At 73.6% G+C, this 16343-nt stretch carries 17 protein-coding genes; 14 read left to right on the top strand and 3 right to left on the bottom strand.

The window, feature by feature from the left end; genetic code table 11:
• The first annotated feature begins 60 nt into the window (after positions 1-60).
• The 3 genes from PV342_RS20515 (at position 61) to PV342_RS20505 (ending at position 3958) form a co-directional block, all read left to right on the top strand.
• Entirely contained in the window at positions 61-540 is a 480-nt protein-coding gene (locus PV342_RS20515) for a MarR family winged helix-turn-helix transcriptional regulator (RefSeq protein WP_018560814.1), read from the top strand.
• Positions 541-571: 31 nt separating this feature from the next.
• Positions 572-2293, top strand: coding sequence for an MFS transporter (locus PV342_RS20510; RefSeq protein ID WP_400803370.1), 1722 nt, complete (start codon positions 572-574; stop codon positions 2291-2293).
• 138 nt (positions 2294-2431) lie between these two features.
• Entirely contained in the window at positions 2432-3958 is a 1527-nt protein-coding gene (locus PV342_RS20505) for a glutamate synthase subunit beta (RefSeq protein WP_026251316.1), read from the top strand.
• Here the strand turns inward: PV342_RS20505 and PV342_RS20500 are convergent.
• Entirely contained in the window at positions 3927-4964 is a 1038-nt protein-coding gene (locus PV342_RS20500; protein WP_386996429.1) for a Gfo/Idh/MocA family protein, read from the bottom strand. The genes PV342_RS20505 and PV342_RS20500 overlap by 32 nt on opposite strands.
• 219 nt (positions 4965-5183) lie before the next feature.
• On the opposite strand from PV342_RS20500, the gene PV342_RS20495 reads away from it, so the two are divergent.
• The 9 genes from PV342_RS20495 (at position 5184) to PV342_RS20455 (ending at position 11291) form a co-directional block, all read left to right on the top strand.
• On the top strand, positions 5184-5762 hold the full coding sequence (locus tag PV342_RS20495; protein WP_400803367.1) for a helix-turn-helix domain-containing protein: 579 nt from the start codon (positions 5184-5186) through the stop codon (positions 5760-5762).
• Positions 5763-5779: 17 nt separating this feature from the next.
• The gene (locus PV342_RS20490; RefSeq protein WP_400803797.1) at positions 5780-6304 is read left to right on the top strand and encodes a GNAT family N-acetyltransferase; all 525 of its coding nucleotides are present in this window, start codon (positions 5780-5782) and stop codon (positions 6302-6304) included.
• A 383-nt stretch (positions 6305-6687) separates the two neighbouring features.
• Positions 6688-7278, top strand: coding sequence for an MmyB family transcriptional regulator (locus PV342_RS20485; protein ID WP_500318345.1), 591 nt, complete (start codon positions 6688-6690; stop codon positions 7276-7278).
• Positions 7279-7577: 299 nt separating this feature from the next.
• Positions 7578-8249 carry an ABC transporter ATP-binding protein gene (locus tag PV342_RS20480; RefSeq protein WP_500318342.1) on the top strand — a complete coding sequence of 224 codons (672 nt, stop codon included), beginning with the start codon at positions 7578-7580 and terminating at the stop codon, positions 8247-8249.
• Between the two features lie 109 nt (positions 8250-8358).
• Positions 8359-8796: a hypothetical protein gene (locus PV342_RS20475; protein ID WP_400808825.1), complete on the top strand. Its 438-nt coding sequence runs from the start codon at positions 8359-8361 to the stop codon at positions 8794-8796.
• 117 nt (positions 8797-8913) lie between these two features.
• The gene (locus PV342_RS20470) at positions 8914-9252 is read left to right on the top strand and encodes an ArsR/SmtB family transcription factor (RefSeq protein ID WP_329189786.1); all 339 of its coding nucleotides are present in this window, start codon (positions 8914-8916) and stop codon (positions 9250-9252) included.
• Positions 9253-9355: 103 nt separating this feature from the next.
• Positions 9356-9898: a hypothetical protein gene (locus PV342_RS20465; RefSeq protein ID WP_433416083.1), complete on the top strand. Its 543-nt coding sequence runs from the start codon at positions 9356-9358 to the stop codon at positions 9896-9898.
• A gap of 174 nt (positions 9899-10072) precedes the next feature.
• Positions 10073-10309, top strand: coding sequence for a hypothetical protein (locus PV342_RS20460; protein ID WP_386997692.1), 237 nt, complete (start codon positions 10073-10075; stop codon positions 10307-10309).
• A gap of 25 nt (positions 10310-10334) precedes the next feature.
• Entirely contained in the window at positions 10335-11291 is a 957-nt protein-coding gene (locus tag PV342_RS20455; protein WP_500318213.1) for an alpha/beta fold hydrolase, read from the top strand.
• A gap of 39 nt (positions 11292-11330) precedes the next feature.
• Here the strand turns inward: PV342_RS20455 and PV342_RS20450 are convergent, their stop codons facing one another.
• Positions 11331-11975: a TetR/AcrR family transcriptional regulator gene (locus tag PV342_RS20450; RefSeq protein ID WP_500318211.1), complete on the bottom strand. Its 645-nt coding sequence runs from the start codon at positions 11973-11975 to the stop codon at positions 11331-11333.
• Positions 11972-12427 (bottom strand): cupin domain-containing protein, encoded by a 456-nt coding sequence (locus PV342_RS20445; RefSeq protein ID WP_386997688.1) that lies wholly within the window; start codon positions 12425-12427, stop codon positions 11972-11974. Before PV342_RS20445 ends, PV342_RS20450 begins: the two co-directional genes overlap by 4 nt.
• A 332-nt stretch (positions 12428-12759) precedes the next feature.
• Here PV342_RS20445 and PV342_RS20440 point away from each other — a divergent pair, with 332 nt between their 5' ends.
• Both PV342_RS20440 and aceE read left to right on the top strand, forming a co-directional pair.
• Positions 12760-13503, top strand: coding sequence for an SDR family oxidoreductase (locus PV342_RS20440; protein ID WP_500318209.1), 744 nt, complete (start codon positions 12760-12762; stop codon positions 13501-13503).
• Between the two features lie 117 nt (positions 13504-13620).
• Complete coding sequence (gene aceE, locus PV342_RS20435) at positions 13621-16311, top strand: pyruvate dehydrogenase (acetyl-transferring), homodimeric type (protein ID WP_500318208.1); 2691 nt, start codon at positions 13621-13623, stop codon at positions 16309-16311.
• Positions 16312-16343 lie beyond the last annotated feature (32 nt).

Raw genomic sequence — 16343 nt, 5'->3', positions numbered from 1 at the left:
CCGCGCACGCGCTCCGGGCGGCCCCTGACCGGATACATAAGGCAGTGATATAAATGCCTTATGCATCTTCCCGGTGACGACCCGGACCACAGCCACGCCGTCGACGTGGCGCGGGCCCTGGAACGGCTGTACCGCATGCTGCGCAGGCTCAGTCAGCCGAGCGAGCTGTCACTGACCACGGTGGCGACGCTGTCCACGCTGGAGCAGTCCGGCCCGCTCCGGCTGACGGAACTGGCGGCCCTGGAGGGCGTCACCCAGCCGGCGATGACCCAGGTCGTGTCCCGGCTGGCCGAGGCGGGACTCGCCGGTCGCGCGGCGGACCCGTCGGACGGGCGCGTGGTGCTCGTCGACATCACCGACGCAGGCCGGGAGGCCATCGCCCGGCGCCGCGCCGTACGTGCCGAGCGGCTCGGGGAGTTGCTGGAACAGCTGAGCCCGGACGAGCGGTCGGCCCTGGTGGCCGCACTGCCCGCCGTGGAGGCCCTGACCCGGCTGGGGCAGCCCCCGGCCTCGTCGCGTCTCGCCCAGCGGAGCAATTGATCAGGCATCGGTTCTACGTCGGAGCAGCTTCATGACCGCGCATGCGCAATCGTCCCGTTCCGTGAATCCGTTCAAACAGCCGAAGGCCGTGTTCGCGGTCGCCTTCGCCTGTGTGGTCTCGTTCATGGGGATCGGGCTCGTCGACCCGATCCTGCCCGCGATATCCGAGCAACTGAACGCCACCCCCAGCCAGGTGACGCTGCTGTTCACCAGCTACCTGGTGGTGACCGCGGTCGCCATGCTCATCACCAACTGGGTCTCCAGCCGGATCGGGGCCAAGCGGACGCTGATCGTGGGCCTCGCCCTGATCGTGGTGTTCGCGGCCCTGGCCGGCGGCTCGGGGAGCATCGGCGGCATCGTCGGCTTCCGCGCGGGCTGGGGCATCGGCAACGCCCTGTTCATCGCCACCTCGCTGGCGGTGATCGTCGCCTCGGCGAGCGGCGGCTTCGTGGGCGCGATCATCCTCTACGAGACCGCGCTGGGCGTCGGCATCGCCGTGGGCCCGCTGCTCGGCGGCCTGCTGGGCAACGTGAGCTGGCGCGGCCCGTTCTACGGCGTCGCCGTCCTGATGGCCGTCGCGCTGGTCGCCACCGTCGTCCTCGTGGAGCCGATCCCGCTGCCGGCCCGCAGGACCGGACTCGGCGAGCCGCTGCGCGCGCTGCGCCACCGCGGCCTGCTGACAATGTCGCTGACGGCCCTCTGCTACAACTGGGCGTTCTTCACCGTGCTCGGCTACGCGCCCTTCCCTATGGGCCTCGGTGCTATCCAGCTCGGCCTCGTCTTCACCGGCTGGGGCGCCCTCGTCGCGGTCTTCGCCGTCTTCGGCGCCCCGCGGCTGCAGGCCCGGCTGGGCATCGCGCAGACGCTCTACGCCAACCTCGCGCTGTTCGCCCTCACCGTGCTGGCCATCGCGATCTGGACGGACAACCGGACCGTGCTGATCGTGTGCGTGATCGTCGCCGGAGTCTTCATCGGGGTGAACAACACGGTCACCACCCAGGCGGTCATGACCGTCGCGCCCGTCGACCGTGCCGTCGCCGCCGCCGCGTACGGCTTCGTCCGCTTCATCGGCGGCGGTCTGGCGCCGTTCGCCGCGGGCAAGCTGGTCGAGGCGTTCGGGATCCATGTGCCGTTCTACATCGGCGCCGGGGCGCTCGTGCTGGGCATCGTCATCCTCTCCACGGCCCACGGGCTGCTCAAGGAGGCCGAGAAGGCGCAGGCCGAGCAGGTCGACGCCCCCGGAACGGGCACCGCCGTGTCGCTGGTGCCGGTCGAGCACGTCGCCGCGGTGTCCGGCGACGCGGGCCGCGGTGCCATCGTCGCCGCCGTGGACGGTTCTCCCGACGCGCGGCGCGTCGCCGAGGCCGCCGGCCGTCTCGCGACGATCAACGGCCGTACGGTGCACGTCGTCCACGCGGAGGAGTCAGCCGTCGCGGGGGACGCGGCCGCCGACGCCGAGGACCTGGAGTCCGCCCGGGCCGCCGTCCGCGAGCACCTGGAACGGCTCACCGCCCTCGGCGTCCCGGCCGTCGGCCACGTGCTGCGCAACGTCACCGGCCACGGGGAGGTGGGCCGCCTGGTCGCCGAGCACGCGGAGCGGACCGGGGCCCGCGCCATCGTCGTCGGGGCCCCCGCCCACGGCGGGCTGACCGCGCTGATGGACGCCGGTACCGGGCAGTCCCTGATGCGGTACGCGACCTGCGACGTCGTACTGATCAACCCGCGCTCGGCGGAACTGGAGCCGGCGGCCTGAACGACCTGCGGGAGATCACGGTGGCCGCGCCATCGAAATACCGACAAACCCGACGTATGGTGGCCTGAAGGTGCCATGCGCCGGGGGACGCGGTCACCGTGACTCCCCATGATCGTGACGGCGGCGCCGGAGGCGGCCATGGCCGATCCCAAGGGCTTTCTCACCACCCCTCGCCGCACGCCCGCGCGCCGCCCCGTCTGCGAGCGCGTCGAGGACTGGCACGAGGTCTACACCGGGCAGAGCCTGCTGCCGATCGTCTCCGCGCAGGCCGGGCGCTGCATGGACTGCGGCATACCGTTCTGCCACGAGGCCTGCCCGCTGGGGAACATGATCCCCGACTGGAACGACCTGGTGTACCGCGAGGACTGGGCCGCGGCCGCGGAGCGGCTGCACGCCACCAACAACTTCCCAGAGTTCACCGGCCGGCTGTGCCCGGCGCCCTGCGAGAGCGCCTGCGTCCTGACCATCAACGCCGACCCCGTCACGATCAAGAACGTCGAGGTCGCCATCGCCGACCGCGCGTGGGAGGACGGCCTCGCCCGCCCCCGTCCCCCCGAGCGGCACTCCGGCCGCAGGATCGCCGTGGTCGGCTCCGGACCCGCCGGACTCGCCGCCGCCCAGCAGCTCACCCGGGTCGGCCACACGGTGACGGTCTACGAGCGGGCGGACCGGCTCGGCGGGCTCCTGCGCTACGGCATACCGGAGTTCAAGATGGAGAAGCACCATCTGGACCGGCGGCTGGGGCAGATGCGGTCCGAGGGCACGCTTTTCCGCACCGGGGTCGAGGTGGGCGCGGACCTCGACGCGCGGCGGGTCGTCGCCGAGCACGACGCGGTGCTCCTGGCCGTGGGCGCCACGGCCTGGCGCGAGTTGCGGGTGCCCGGACGGGAACTGGCGGGCATCCACCAGGCGATGGAGTACCTGCCGCTGGCGAACCGGGTGCAGGAGGGCGACCTGACGGAGTCCCCGGTCAGCGCCGAGGGCAAGGACGTCGTCATCGTCGGCGGCGGCGACACCGGCGCCGACTGCCTGGGCACCGTGCTGCGGCAGCACGCGGCCTCCGTCGTACAGCTCGACATCAACCCGCTGCCGGGCGAGTGCCGCCCCGAGCACCAGCCGTGGCCGGTGTACCCGCACGTCTACCGGGTCTCCCCCGCCCACGAGGAGGCCCGTGAGCTGGCCCGGCGCGGCGTCTGGGACCCGGCGGAGCACGGCGGCGTGCCGCTGCCGGGCCCGGAGGGCGACATCCGCGTGTTCTCCGCGTCGACCTTCCGCTTCGAGGGCGACGACGAGGGGCACGTACGGTCGCTGCACCTGGTCGGGGTCGAGCCGCGGCACCGGCGCGCGCAGCAGGGCACCGAGCGCGTCATCCCCGCCCAGCTGGTGCTGCTGGCACTGGGGTTCTCGGGGGCCGAGCGCGACTGCGGGCTGGTGACCCAGCTCGGTCTGGAACTCGACCGGCGCGGCCACGTCGTCCGTGACGCCCGCTTCGCCACCGGGGTGGAGAAGGTGTTCGTCGCGGGCGACGCGGGCCGCGGTCAGTCGCTGATCGTCTGGGCGATCGCCGAGGGCCGGTCGGCCGCGGCGGCGGTCGACCGGTGGCTCACCGGCAGTACGTGCCTGCCGGCGCCGATCACGCCGACGGCCCGGCCGCTGGTGGCGTGACGGCGGCGGACCGCGGGCGCGGCTCGAAGCCCGCGGCGCGGTAGCAGGCGTCGATCATGCGCATCGACTCGACGGCGTCGTCGGCGTCCGTGGGCAGCGGGGCGCCGTCGCGCAGGGCCGCCGCGAACGCCTCCAGCTGGTAGGTGTACGACGTCCGCCTGCCGAGCTCCTCGACCCGCTCGCCGTCCGGCGTGCGGACGACGACCCGGTCGTCCGTGTGCGGCAGCACGAAGCAGGGCGCGGTGGCCTCGCCCCGGCTGCCGACGATGCGCCAGCTCATCTCGAGGGCCTCGGAGTCCATGTGGCAGCGGGCCGAGGCGGTGGCGCCGCCGGGGTACTCCAGGTCCGCGTCCAGCCACTCGTCGACGCCGGGCGCCTGGGCGCGCTCGCCGCCGCGCGCGGCCACCAGGCGCGGAGCACCGCCGGCCCACGGGGCCAGGGACGCCGCCGCGTGGAGGGAGTAGCAGCCGAGGTCCATCACGGCGCCGCCGGCCAGCGGCAGCGACCAGCGGGGGTCCTCGTCCGCGGGGGCGGGGATGTTGACCACGGTCTCCACGTGCCGCAGTTCGCCGAGCTCGCCGGACTCCAGCAGCTCGTGCAGGCGGCGGGTCACCGGGTGGTAGAGGTAGTGGAAGGCCTCCATGACGACCACGCCCGCCTTGGCGGCCGCGTCGCGGACCTCGACGGCCTCCTCGAGGTTGCTGGCGGAGGGCTTCTCGCTGAGCACGTGCTTGCCCGCGGCGATGGCGGCCAGGTTCCAGGGGCCGTGCAGGCCGTTGGCGAGCGGGTTGTACACGGCCTCGACCTCGGGGTCGGCGAGGACGTCGGCGTACGTGTCCAGCACGCGCTCGACGCCGTGCTCGGCCGCGAAGGCCGTCGCGCGGGAGCGGTCGCGGGCGGCCACGGCGACGAGCCGGTGGCCGGTCGTGCGGGCGGGGGCGGCGATGGCGGCCCCCGCGATGCGGGCGGCGCCGAGCACGCCGATGCGCAACGGTTCGGTGGTCATGCGGTGCGTACCTCTTCCATACGTACGGGTCGGTGGTCCCCGACGACGTGCAGGCCTCGGCGATCCGTCCGGCCTCGTTCCCGTCGGCGACGGTACACGGCGGAGACGAACGGCCCGTGACGGCCCCGGGGAGGATGGCGGGCCCGGGGAGGGCGGTGCGGCGGCCCGGACGCCGCCCGCGCTTGTGCGCCGTCCCGAATCCGGGATACCGTCCCGGATATGAGAGACCCCGATCTCGCGTCCGTCGACGCCCGCCTGGCGACGCGCCTCGCCGAACTGCGCGACGAACGCGGCTGGTCCCTCGACGAGCTCGCCACGCGCACGGGCGTCAGCCGCTCGACGCTCTCCCGTCTCGAACGCGCCGAGATCAGCCCCACCGCCGCCCTGCTCGGGCGCCTGTGCACCGCGTACGAGCGCACCATGTCCCGGCTGCTGGCCGAGATCGAGAGCGGCGGCGAGCCCGCGCAGCTCGTGCGCGCCGCCGAGCAGGGCGTCTGGACCGACACCGCCTCCGGCTTCGAACGGCGCTCCGTCTCGCCCCCGCACCCCGGGCTGCGCGCCGAGATCGTCGAGGGCGTGCTGCGCCCCGGCGCGGACATCGCGTACGAAGAACCGCCCGTCGCCGGTCTCGAGCACCACGTGTGGCTGCGCGAGGGCGCGCTCGAGGTCACCGTCCAGGGCCGCGCCCACCGCCTCGCCCCCGGCGACTGCCTGCGGTACCGGCTGTGGGGCACCTCCCGCTTCCACTGCCCTGGCCCTGAGGCCGCCCGCTACGCCGTCGTGGTCGTACTGCCGTGAAGGACGCCTCCGCCCCCGTGCACACCATCGCCCCGCTCTCCGCCGAAGCCCTCCTGGACACCGCCGACGACCTCGCCGCCCTCCTCGTGGACGCCGTCGAAGGCGGCGCCTCCCTCGGCTTCGTGGCCCCCTTCGCCCACCCCGAGGCCGCCGCCTGGTGGCGCACCCGCGCCCGCGCAGTCGCGTCCGGCGAACTCACGGTCTGGGCCGCCCGCGACGCCGCCGGCGTCACCGGCACGGTCAGCCTCGCCCACGAGGCCAAGCCCAACGGCCGGCATCGCGCCGAGGTCCTCAAGCTCATGGTCCACCGCCGCGCCCGGGGCCACGGCCTCGGCCGCACCCTGCTCGCCGTAGCCGAACACGCCGCGGCGGCCGCGGGCGCGTCCTTGCTGCTGCTCGACACGGAGACCGACAGCCCCGCCGAACACCTCTACCGTACGGCGGGCTGGACCCCCTACGGCACCGTCCCCGCCCACGCCGCGAACCCGGCGGGCGTGCTCCGGCCGACGACCTTCTACTTCAAGGCACCGGCGTCTGCTTGACTCGTGGCATCGGCCGTCAGGGACGGGCGGCGGACCGTCAGCGTCAGTGCCGTGGTCATGATCCGCTCGGCTTTCCCTGGGCGAGGCGCGCGACGTGGTCCCACTGCTCCAGCCCCGCGAGGCGGCCGGCGTACTCGGTGCGCAGGGCCTCCGGGCGCCGGTGCCGAACAGGACCCGCAAGGGCGGCTCGGGCGCGTCCACGATCGCGAGGAGGGCCTCGGCCGTCGCCGCGGGATCGCCCGGTGTGAAGCCGCCGGCTTCCGCGCCCGCGTACAGCGCCTGCCGGGCGTGGGCGTACGCCGGGTCCTGCGGGACCTGCGGGGACGCCGCCGCCCGACCGGTGGGGTACATGAGCGGCTCGATCAAGGTGACGTGGATGCCGACTGGCCGGCCACCGGCCGCCGGACCGCACACGGTCCGACGAACATGTCGCGCCCGGCCTGCTCGGTGTGCTGGACCGCCTCTCCGACGTCCCGGCCCAGGTGATGACCGACCTCGGTGCCACCCTGGTCCAGAACGACCTGGCACGGTCCGTCTTCGGGGATCTCGTCCGGCTGCCCGGTGCCACGGGCACGATGGTGTACCGCTGGTTCACCGATCCCCGCGTCCGGGCCGGGTATCCGGTCCAGGACCACGCGACGGAGTCCCGGGCGCTCGTCGCCGACCTGCGGGCCGCAGCCGTCCGCCGTGGCGACGCGCAGGCGAAGGACCTGGTCGAACGACTGCTACGGGAGAGTTCCGAGTTCGCGGCCCTGTGGCGTCTGCACTCGGTGGCAGTGATGCGCAGCAGACGCAAGCGAATCCGGCACCCCGAGGTGGGCCTGCTGGAGTTCGACTGCCAGATGCTCGTCGACGAGGAGCGCACACAGATCCTCGCCCTGTTCTCTCCGGTACCGGGCACACCGACGGCGGGGCGTCTCGCACTTCTCGCGTCCCTGGGACCCCTCGCCGCCCAGCACTCGTCCCCGGAGTAGTAGGCGCACCTCGCGGCCCCGGCCGCCGGTGCCGCTCCACCGGCTCACCTGGCGGCCCGGGTCACGCGGGCAGGCAGTCGTGGCGAAACCGAGGTTCCTCCATGGCTGCCGTTCCGGCATGTCTCGCTCTCCGGCTGCGCCGGCATGGTGTCACACGTGTCACACGCCGGGCCTCCCGCTCCGCGAACGCGAAAGCCCTTCCTCGCAGGCCGGGACCCCCCATTATGCTGGCCTGCATGAGCGAGGGACTGCTGGAACGGCGTGAGGGCCCGGCGGGCGACGGGGCTGCCTCCGAGGCGATGGTCGTGGTCGAGGACCTGGTACGCACCTTCGGCACCGGGGACACCGCGGTGCACGCCCTGGGCGGAGTGTCCTTCTCCGTGGCCCGCGGGGAACTGGTGGCCCTCAAGGGCCGCTCCGGCTCGGGCAAGACGACCCTGCTGAACATCATCGGCGGCCTGGACCGCGCCGACGCCGGCACCGTCACCGTCGACGGCACCACACTCAACGACCTCGCCGAACGCGAACTGCTCGCCCTGCGCCGCGACCGCATGGGCTTCGTCTTCCAGTCCTTCGGCCTGCTGCCCATCCTCACCGCCGCCGAGAACGTCGGCGTCCCCCTGCGCCTGCGCAACACCCCCCGCCACGAACGCGAGGAACGCGTCAACCTCCTGCTCTCCCTCGTCGGCCTGCAAGGCCACGCCGGCCAGCGCCCCGGCGAGATGTCCGGCGGCCAGCAGCAACGCGTGGCCATCGCCCGCGCCCTGGCCAACCGGCCCGCCCTGATCATCGCCGACGAACCCACCGGCCAACTCGACGCCGACACCGGCCGCGCCATCATGGAACTCCTGCGCGCCGTCGTCCACAGCGAAGGCGTCACCGCCCTCGTCGCCACCCACGACCCCCAACTCCTGGCCCTGGCCGACCGCGTCCTGGAACTGCGCGACGGCCACATCCTCACCACCGACTGACACCCGGTTTCCTCCGGAGAGTGGGGACATTCCGCCTTTCGGCGCGTAAATTGGGTTGTGAACGGTGCCGATCCGTGTGACCACGGAAGGCGCGGAAGTGAGGGATCGCATGGCTTCGGTGCCCCGGAAGGCGCGGAGCGTCGAGCACACCGCGGAGAGCCTGCAGGACGACCTGGTCCGCCTGGAGGCCCAGCGGCAGGCCCTGGAGCGGGAGCTCGCCGCGGTCATGGCGCACCTCGGCTCGGTGCAGCGGGCCCTCGGCGCGCTCCAGGCCGTCATCCGCCCTCCCGCGTCCGCCGTCCCCGCGGACGTCACAGCGGCCCCCGCGGACACCGGGAGTCCGTACGGGAGACTCACCGAGCAGATCATGGACTTCTTCGAGCGGTCCGGTGACACCGAGGTACGAGCCCGCGACGTCGCCGCGGCCCTCGGCCGTGACGGCGACAGCGGCAGCATCAACGCCGTCCGGAGCACACTGGACCGCCTCGTGGGGACGTCGCGCGTCGACCGCGCGGGCCGCGGACTCTACCGGGCGCGCCGGTCCTGAGACCGCGCCGTCCCGGGCGCCGTCCCGGCCGGCGTGACGGTTCCGCCCTCCCGGTGATCAGCGGTCGCGACGATCCGGGGTTCCACATTGTTCGAACATTCGGGTTATCGTGACCGTATGGCCGACCAGCATTCCCACGAGGCGCGCGAGATGAGCCTGCCCCGCGTCCTCGCCGCGTTGAGCGATCCGACGCGGATCGGGATCGTGCGTGTCCTGGCCGACGGCAGGGAACGCGGGTGGGGCCAGCTGCGGGCGCCGGTCGCGAAGTCCACGTTGAGCCACCATCTGAAGATCCTGCGCGAGGCCGGCATCACCCGGACCCGCCAGGAGGGGACGCGTTGCTACGTCACGCTGCGCCGTGCCGAGCTGGACGAGCGGTTCCCCGACCTGACGCGCGCCCTGCTCGCGGCGGCCGACGCCGAGGACGTCGGCGAGGTCACCGCGGACGAGTCGTAAGCCGGGCACCGCCGTCGGTGTTCAGTGTGGTCACCCCGTGTGTTCGCCGTACTAATCTGTGTGCGCGGACGTTGGCCCCCAGGGGCCGGGAATGAGAGGACACATGGTCTCAGCAGCGCACACGACCGAGGATCTCCAGGTCACGGCCGGAGCCCTGCAGGGAGAACTGCAGCGCCTCGAGTCGCAGAAGCAGGCACTCGAACGGGAGTTGGCGGCGGTCGTCGCCCATCTGGGATCGGTGCGCAGGGCGCTCGGCGCCCTCAGTCACCTTGCGCTCACGGGTCCCGCCGTCGCTGCCGCGGGCATCGACGGCGAGGACGTCCGGACCGAGGAGCGGCAGTCTCCCGTCGTGGAGGACGGCGCGGCCGACGACACCGGACACCCGGACGAGGACGGCGGCGAAGAAGCTATCGGGGCGCAGGCCGCCGCTTCCGCGATGGGCGGCTACGGCAGGCTCACCGAGCAGATCCTGGAGTACCTGGCCACCACGGGCGGATCGGAGGTCCGGGCGCGCGAGGTCGCGGCCGCCCTCGGCCGCGACGAGAACGCCGGCAGCATCAACGCGGTGCGCAGCACACTCGACCGTCTGGTGGGCGCGTCCAGGGTGCAACGGGCCGGTCGGGGCCTGTACCGGGCCGCCGTCTGACGGCCGGGGGGCGCAAGGCCCCCGCGCGTCGTTGTCACGTTCCGGACGGCTGGCCTGTCGAGAGTGTGCTTGACCGGCGCTCCGCGCCGGGAGAGCGGCCGGAGGAATGGGGTTCCCCTGCCCCCGCCTCCGGCCGCTCTCCTCTCGACCGGCCGATCCGCCTGGAGGACGACGATGCTCCCGAACACCGATGACGCCCCCGACGTGCGGGCGATCGTCATGTCACTGGCCTCAGAGGCCGCCTCCCTGGATGCGCACGTGCGCCGGCTGCGCGAGGAGATCTCCGGCGTGGACGCGCGGCTGGACGCCGTGCACGAGTCCCTGCGCGGCCTGCCCGGCCTCGCGCTCCCGGACCCGGGCCCGGGAGCGATCGACGGTGTGAAGGGCGCGGCCTCTCCCTCGATAGACTGACACCGTGACACAGCATGTGGAAAGTGTGAATTCATCCGCCGTGCCCGCCGTCCTCCCCCGCGCCGCCGACAGCGCCGCCGGGCCGCTCGCCCCGGGTACGCACACGATCACCGTCGACCACAGGGGCACCGCCGTCGCGCAGCGGTACCACGTCGCCGGCGCCGGGGGCCCGGTGTGCGTCGCCCTCTCCGGCGGGCCGGGCATCGGCTGGGAGTACCTGCGTATGCCGCTCCTGGAGCGTGCGTTCACGATGGTGTACGTCGAGCCCGTCGGCACCGGCGAGTCCGGGCGCCTGCCCGACCCGCGCGAGTACACCCTGCCGACGTACACGCACCTCCTGAACGGTGTGATCGAGCACCTCGCGCAGCCGCCGGTGACGCTGCTCGGCCATTCGTACGGCGGTTTCGTCGCCCAGCAGTACGCGCTGGAGCACCCGGAGCACCTCGCCTCGCTCGTCCTCTACGACACGTCCCCGGTGACCGGCGAGGAGTTCTGGGCCGACGCCGTGGCCAACATGGAGCGGTTCGCCCGCCGCCATGTCGCGGACCACCCCGAGGTGGCCCGCTACGTGGAGGCCCTGACGGCCCCGCTCGGCCGGCTCGACGACGACGGCGCCACCGAGTGCCTCCGCACGATCATGCCGGCGTACGTCGTCGACTACTGGGGGCGCGAGGACGAGTTCGGGCCCGCGCGCGGCTCCCTGCGCATGTACGCGGAACCCTCGCTCGGCGAGGGGCCTGCCTTCGACGTCCGGGAGCGGCTGTCCGGCGTCACGGCGCCCACGCTGGTGCTGGTCGGCGCCGAGGACTTCATCTGCGGGCCGCGGTGGGCACGGATGCTCCACGAGCGGATCCCCGGCGCGCGGCTCGCCGTCCTCGACGGGACGGGCCACCTGGCGCACGTCGAGCGCCCCGCGGAGTTCACGGAGACGGTGGCCGGCTTCTTGCGGGAACACACCGTTCCGCGCGGACCGGGACACTGACCGGGGGCGCGGAGGGCGCCGACGTCCTCCGCGCCCGGTTCAGCGCCGGGGCAGGTGGTACGGCTCGTGCGACACCCGGGTAACGGGGAGGACCAGGCCCTCCAGGTACTGCCGGACGAGGCGCGGGCACCTCTCGTCGGTGGCCCGCCAGGTGGCTCCGGGGAGCGGGCGGCCCAGCTGCGACACGACGGCGAGGAGGTCCTCGGCGGTCGCGTCCTCGCGCACCCGCCCCGCCCGCTGGGCGCGCGACAGCAGCCGCCACGCCGCGGCGGCCACACGGGCCCGGGGCCCGGAGCCCGCCGCCGGCCCGTCGCCGCCCCCTTCGGGCAGGCAGTACAGCGCGGCCGGCCGCGCGGTCGCCAGGGACTCCAGGAAGCCCCTCAGCGCGACCAGGGGGTCGCACGTGGACAGCCGGGCCTCCGCAGCGGCGGCGACGGCCGCGACCTCCTCGGCGACGTCGGTCAGCAGTTCCTCACGGCTTCCGTAGTGGCGGTAGAGCGTCGCGTTGCTGACCCCGGCCAGGCGGGCTATCCGGTCCAGGGACACGCCAGCGCCCTGTTCGGCGAGCAGGTCGGCGGCGGCGGTACGGATCCTGCGGCGGTTGCGCACCGCGTCGGCCCGCTGTCCGCCGCAGCGCACACCGCACTCCTGCCGTGTTCCGCCGTCCCGCACGGGAGGGGTCACGCGCCGGTCCGCGGTGGGCGAGGGGCGCGCAGGTGGGCGCGCCGGGCCAGTTCCTCGTCCTCGACGAGGGTGAGCATCGGCTGGCCGGGCGCGCACAGCATGGTCACGACGAACCGCGTCCGCGCGTCCGGCAGGGCGTTGCCGTCCTGGTAGTGGATCACGTCCCCGCCCGGCTCCCAGAACGTCTCACCGGCCCTGACGATGCGCTCCGGCTCGCCCTCGAGCTCGAAGCGGACCGCGCCCTCGAGCACGTACCCGAAGGCCGGCCCCGAGTGGCGGTGCGGCGGGGTACCGGGGTCGCCGGGGGGCCACTCGACCGCGATGGTCATCCCCGAGGCACCCTCGGGGAGAAACGGCGGCTTGACCTCCTGCAGCATCGTCACCGCCGTCTTCCAGACCTCCGACCGGGGCTCTTCGCTGCCGCCGCTGCCCTGTGTCCCGTTGTCCGACATTGTGCTGCACCTCCATGACTATGCCCGAATCGGGAGGAAATGATGATATTCCGGCCTCCCGCAGTCCCGATGTACCGACATCGGCGGGCGGTGGCCGCTCTCGTCCTCTGCGGGCAAACGTCGCCGCTCCCTCATACGACCGGACAGCACGCGCTTGTGTGACGTCCGCCTCGTCCCCGCCTTCCCCACCCCCACCGTCCGCGCCGCCGCGGAACGGCCCCCGGTGCTGTCACAACCACGGCCCCGCCGCGGTCACAGCAGGTGGAGCGGCCGGCTGCGCCGTCACGCGGACACCACAGGGGTCGCCGGCCCCGCGGACGAAAGGGACCCGGATGAGAGTCGTTGTCGCAGGGGCCACCGGTCTGGTCGGCTCCCGGACGGTCGTCAGGCTGCGGGACCACGGGGTGGAGGTCGTCCCCCTGTCCCACCGCGACCACTCCGACGCGGCCGCGGAGCGGGACCTGGCCCGGGCTCTGCGCGGCGCCGACATCCTGGTCGACGTCACCGACGCGCCCTCGCCCGCGGAGCCGCTGAGCCTGCAGTTCTTCCGCACCTCCACGACCGCTCTGCTGGCCGCCGCCGAGAGGGCGGGCGCCGAGCACCACGTCGTCCTCTCCTTCGTGGGGGCCGAGCGGCTGCTGTCGGGCTGGTTCCGCGCGAAGCTGCTGCTGGAGGACCAGGTGCGGCGCTCCCCCGTCCCCCACTCGATCGTCCGTGCCGCCCTGTCCTTCGAGTGCGTCGAGGCCATGGCCCGTCAGAACGCGCACCGGGACGGCGAGGTGCGCGTGGCGCCCGCCCTCGTGCGGCCCGCGGCGGCGGACGACGTCGCCGCGGCGGTCGCGCACGTGGCGGTGGGGGTCCCGCTGTTCGGCACCCTGGAGGTCGCCGGGCCGGAGGAGTTCGGGCTCGACGAGCTGACCGCCGAGCTGCTGGCCGCCAGGGGCGACGCGCGGCAGGTCGTCGCCGACGAGCACGCCTGGTTCTTCGGCGCCGAGCTGCAGCGCCGGTCTTTGCTCCCGGCGGCGCACGCCCATGGCGCCCCCACGACGTTCCGCGAGTGGCTCGCGCGACAGTGACGACCTCGGCACCGCTCGCGCCCGCGGCGCACCGTTGCCCACGCGGCGACCACCGTCCGCGAGTCCCCCTCCGCGGCCGCCGCCCTCCCCGCCCCACACCCCGACAGGAAGGCTCCCATGAGCGATCCGGCGCAGTCCGCGCACTCCCACCCGGCCGGCGGGTTCGACCGGCTGCCCGACCCTGACGCCGAGGAGACCGCGGAGTGGCGGGAGTCGCTCGACGCCGTCATCCGGCACGCCGGGCCCGAGCGCGCCGCGTACCTGCTGCGGCGCGTCCACGAGTACGCCTCGGCATCCGGCGTGCCGCTCCCGGGGCTGCTCTCCACGGAACCCGTCAACACCGTCCCCGCCGCCGCCCAGCCGGACTTCCCCGGCGACCTCGCCATGGAGGCCCGGATCACCGCGCTGAACCGGTGGAACGCGGCGGCGATGGTCACCCGTGGCTCCCACCTGGGCCTCGGGGGACACATAGTGACGTACGCGTCGGCGGCCTGGCTCTACGAGGTCGGCTTCAACCACTTCTTCCAGGGCAAGGAGGGTCCCGGAGGAGGTTCCGGCGACCAGCTGTACGTGCAGGGGCACGCGTCGCCCGGCATCTACGCCCGGGCGTTCCTGGAGGGCCGGCTGCACGAGGGGCAGCTGGACGCCTACCGCCGCGAGGCCGACGGCCGCGGTCTGCCGTCCTATCCGCACCCGCGGCGCCTGCCGTGGCTGTGGGAGTTCCCCACGGTCTCCATGGGGCTGGGTCCTCTCGCGGCCGTCTACCAGGCCAGGTTCAACCGCTACCTCCACGCCCGGGGCATCAAGGACACCTCCGGGTCCCGGGTGTGGGCGTTCCTCGGGGACGGCGAGGTGGACGAGCCCGAGTCGCTGGCCGCGCTGGCGCTCGCCGCGCGTGAGGGCCTCGACAACCTGACCTTCGTCGTCAACTGCAACCTGCAGCGGCTGGACGGACCGGTGCGCTCGAACTCCAGCATCGTGCGGGAACTCGAGGGCCGGTTCCGCGGCGCGGGCTGGAACGTGGTGAAGTCGCTGTGGGGCGAGGCCTGGGACCCCGTGCTGGCGCAGGACTCCGACGGGGCGCTGGCGCGGCGGCTCGGCCAGGTGCCCGACGCCCAGATGCAGACGTACGCGGCGCGGGACGCGGCGTACGTACGCGAGCACTTCTTCACCGGCGACGCGCTGTCCCGCATCGCGGCGGGACTGACCGACAGCCGGATCACCGAGCTGTTCACCGAGTCGCGGGGCGGCCACGAACCCCTGAAGGTGTACGCCGCCTACCACGCCGCCGTGGAGCACCGGGGCGCGCCGACGGTCGTCCTCGCCCAGACCGTCAAGGGGCACACCCTGGGGGCGGACTTCGAGTCGCGCAACGCCAACCACCAGATGAAGAAGCTGACGATGGAGCAGTTCCGCCGGATGCGCGACACCTTGGAGCTGCCCATCCCGGACAGCGCGCTCAGCGGCGACCAGGTGCCGTTCTGGCACCCCGGCGAGGACTCCGAGGAGGTCCGCTACCTGCGCGAGCGGCGGGCCGCGCTCGGTGGCCCCGCTCCGGCGCGGAGGGTGCTCGCCCATCCGCTGAAGCAGCCGCCGCAGGCGCCCTTCGAGTCGCTGCGGAAGGGCTTCGGCAAGCAGGAGGTGGCCACCACCATGGCACTCGTGCGGCTGGTCAAGGACCTGATGCGCGACCCGGACACGGGGCGGCGCTGGGTGCCGATCGTCCCCGACGAGGCGCGCACGTTCGGCATGGAGTCGCTCTTCCCGAGCGCCGGGATCTACTCCCCCGACGGCCAGACCTACGAGCCGGTCGACGCCGGCCAGTTGCTGCACTACCGCGAGGCCGAGAACGGGCAGCTGATCGACGAGGGCATCACCGAGGCCGGGTCGCTGGCGGAGTTCACGGCCGCCGCGACCTCGTACGCCACGCACGGCGAGCCCATGATCCCGTTCTACATCTTCTACGCCATGTTCGGGTTCCAGCGCACGGGCGACCAGTTCTGGGCCCTGGCCGACCAGTTGGGTCGCGGCTTCGTGGTCGGCGCGACCGCGGGCCGTACGACGATGACGGGCGAGGGCCTGCAGCACGCCGACGGCCACTCGCACCTGATCGCGTCCACCAACCCGGCGGCCGTCTGCTACGACCCGGCGTTCGCCTTCGAGATCGCGGTGATCGTCAGGGAAGGGCTGCGCCGCATGTACGGCGACCGGCCCGAGGACGTCTTCTACTACCTGACGGTCTACAACGAGTCGAAGCGGCAGCCGGCCATGCCCGAGGGGCCGTCCGTCGAGGAAGGGATCCTGCGGGGCATCTACCGCTTCCGGCAGGCGGACACCGGCGCCGGGCCGCGGATCCAGCTGCTGGCCTCCGGCACCGCGATCCACTGGGCGCTGGAGGCCCAGGAGCTCCTCGCGTCCGAGTGGGGGGTGCGGGCGGACGTCTGGTCGGTGACCTCCTGGACGGAACTGCGCCGCGACGCGCTCGACGCCGACCGGCAGCGGCTGGACGGCGAGGAGCGCGTCCCGTACGTGACGTCGGCGCTGTCGGGGGCGGCCGGGCCCGTCCTGGCGGTCAGCGACTGGATGCGGCAGGTGCCCGACCAGATCAGCCAGTGGGTCGAGCAGGACTACTCGTCCCTCGGCACGGACGGCTTCGGCCTGTCGGACACCCGGGAGGCCGCGCGCCACTACTTCCGGGTCGACGCCGGGTCGATCGTGGTGGCCGCACTGGACCGGTTGGCGCGCACCGGAGCGGTCACCCCGCAGACGGTGGAGCGGGCCCGCGGCCGATACGGCCGGCAGGCCTGACGCGCCCACCGGGGGCACGGGTGCCTCCGTGC

The sequence above is a fragment of the Streptomyces sp. PA03-3a genome (assembly GCF_033792735.1).
Classification (GTDB): Bacteria; Actinomycetota; Actinomycetes; order Streptomycetales; family Streptomycetaceae; genus Actinacidiphila.
The sequence above is the reverse complement of the archived record's forward strand: the minus strand, read 5'-3'. Positions and strand labels throughout refer to the sequence as shown.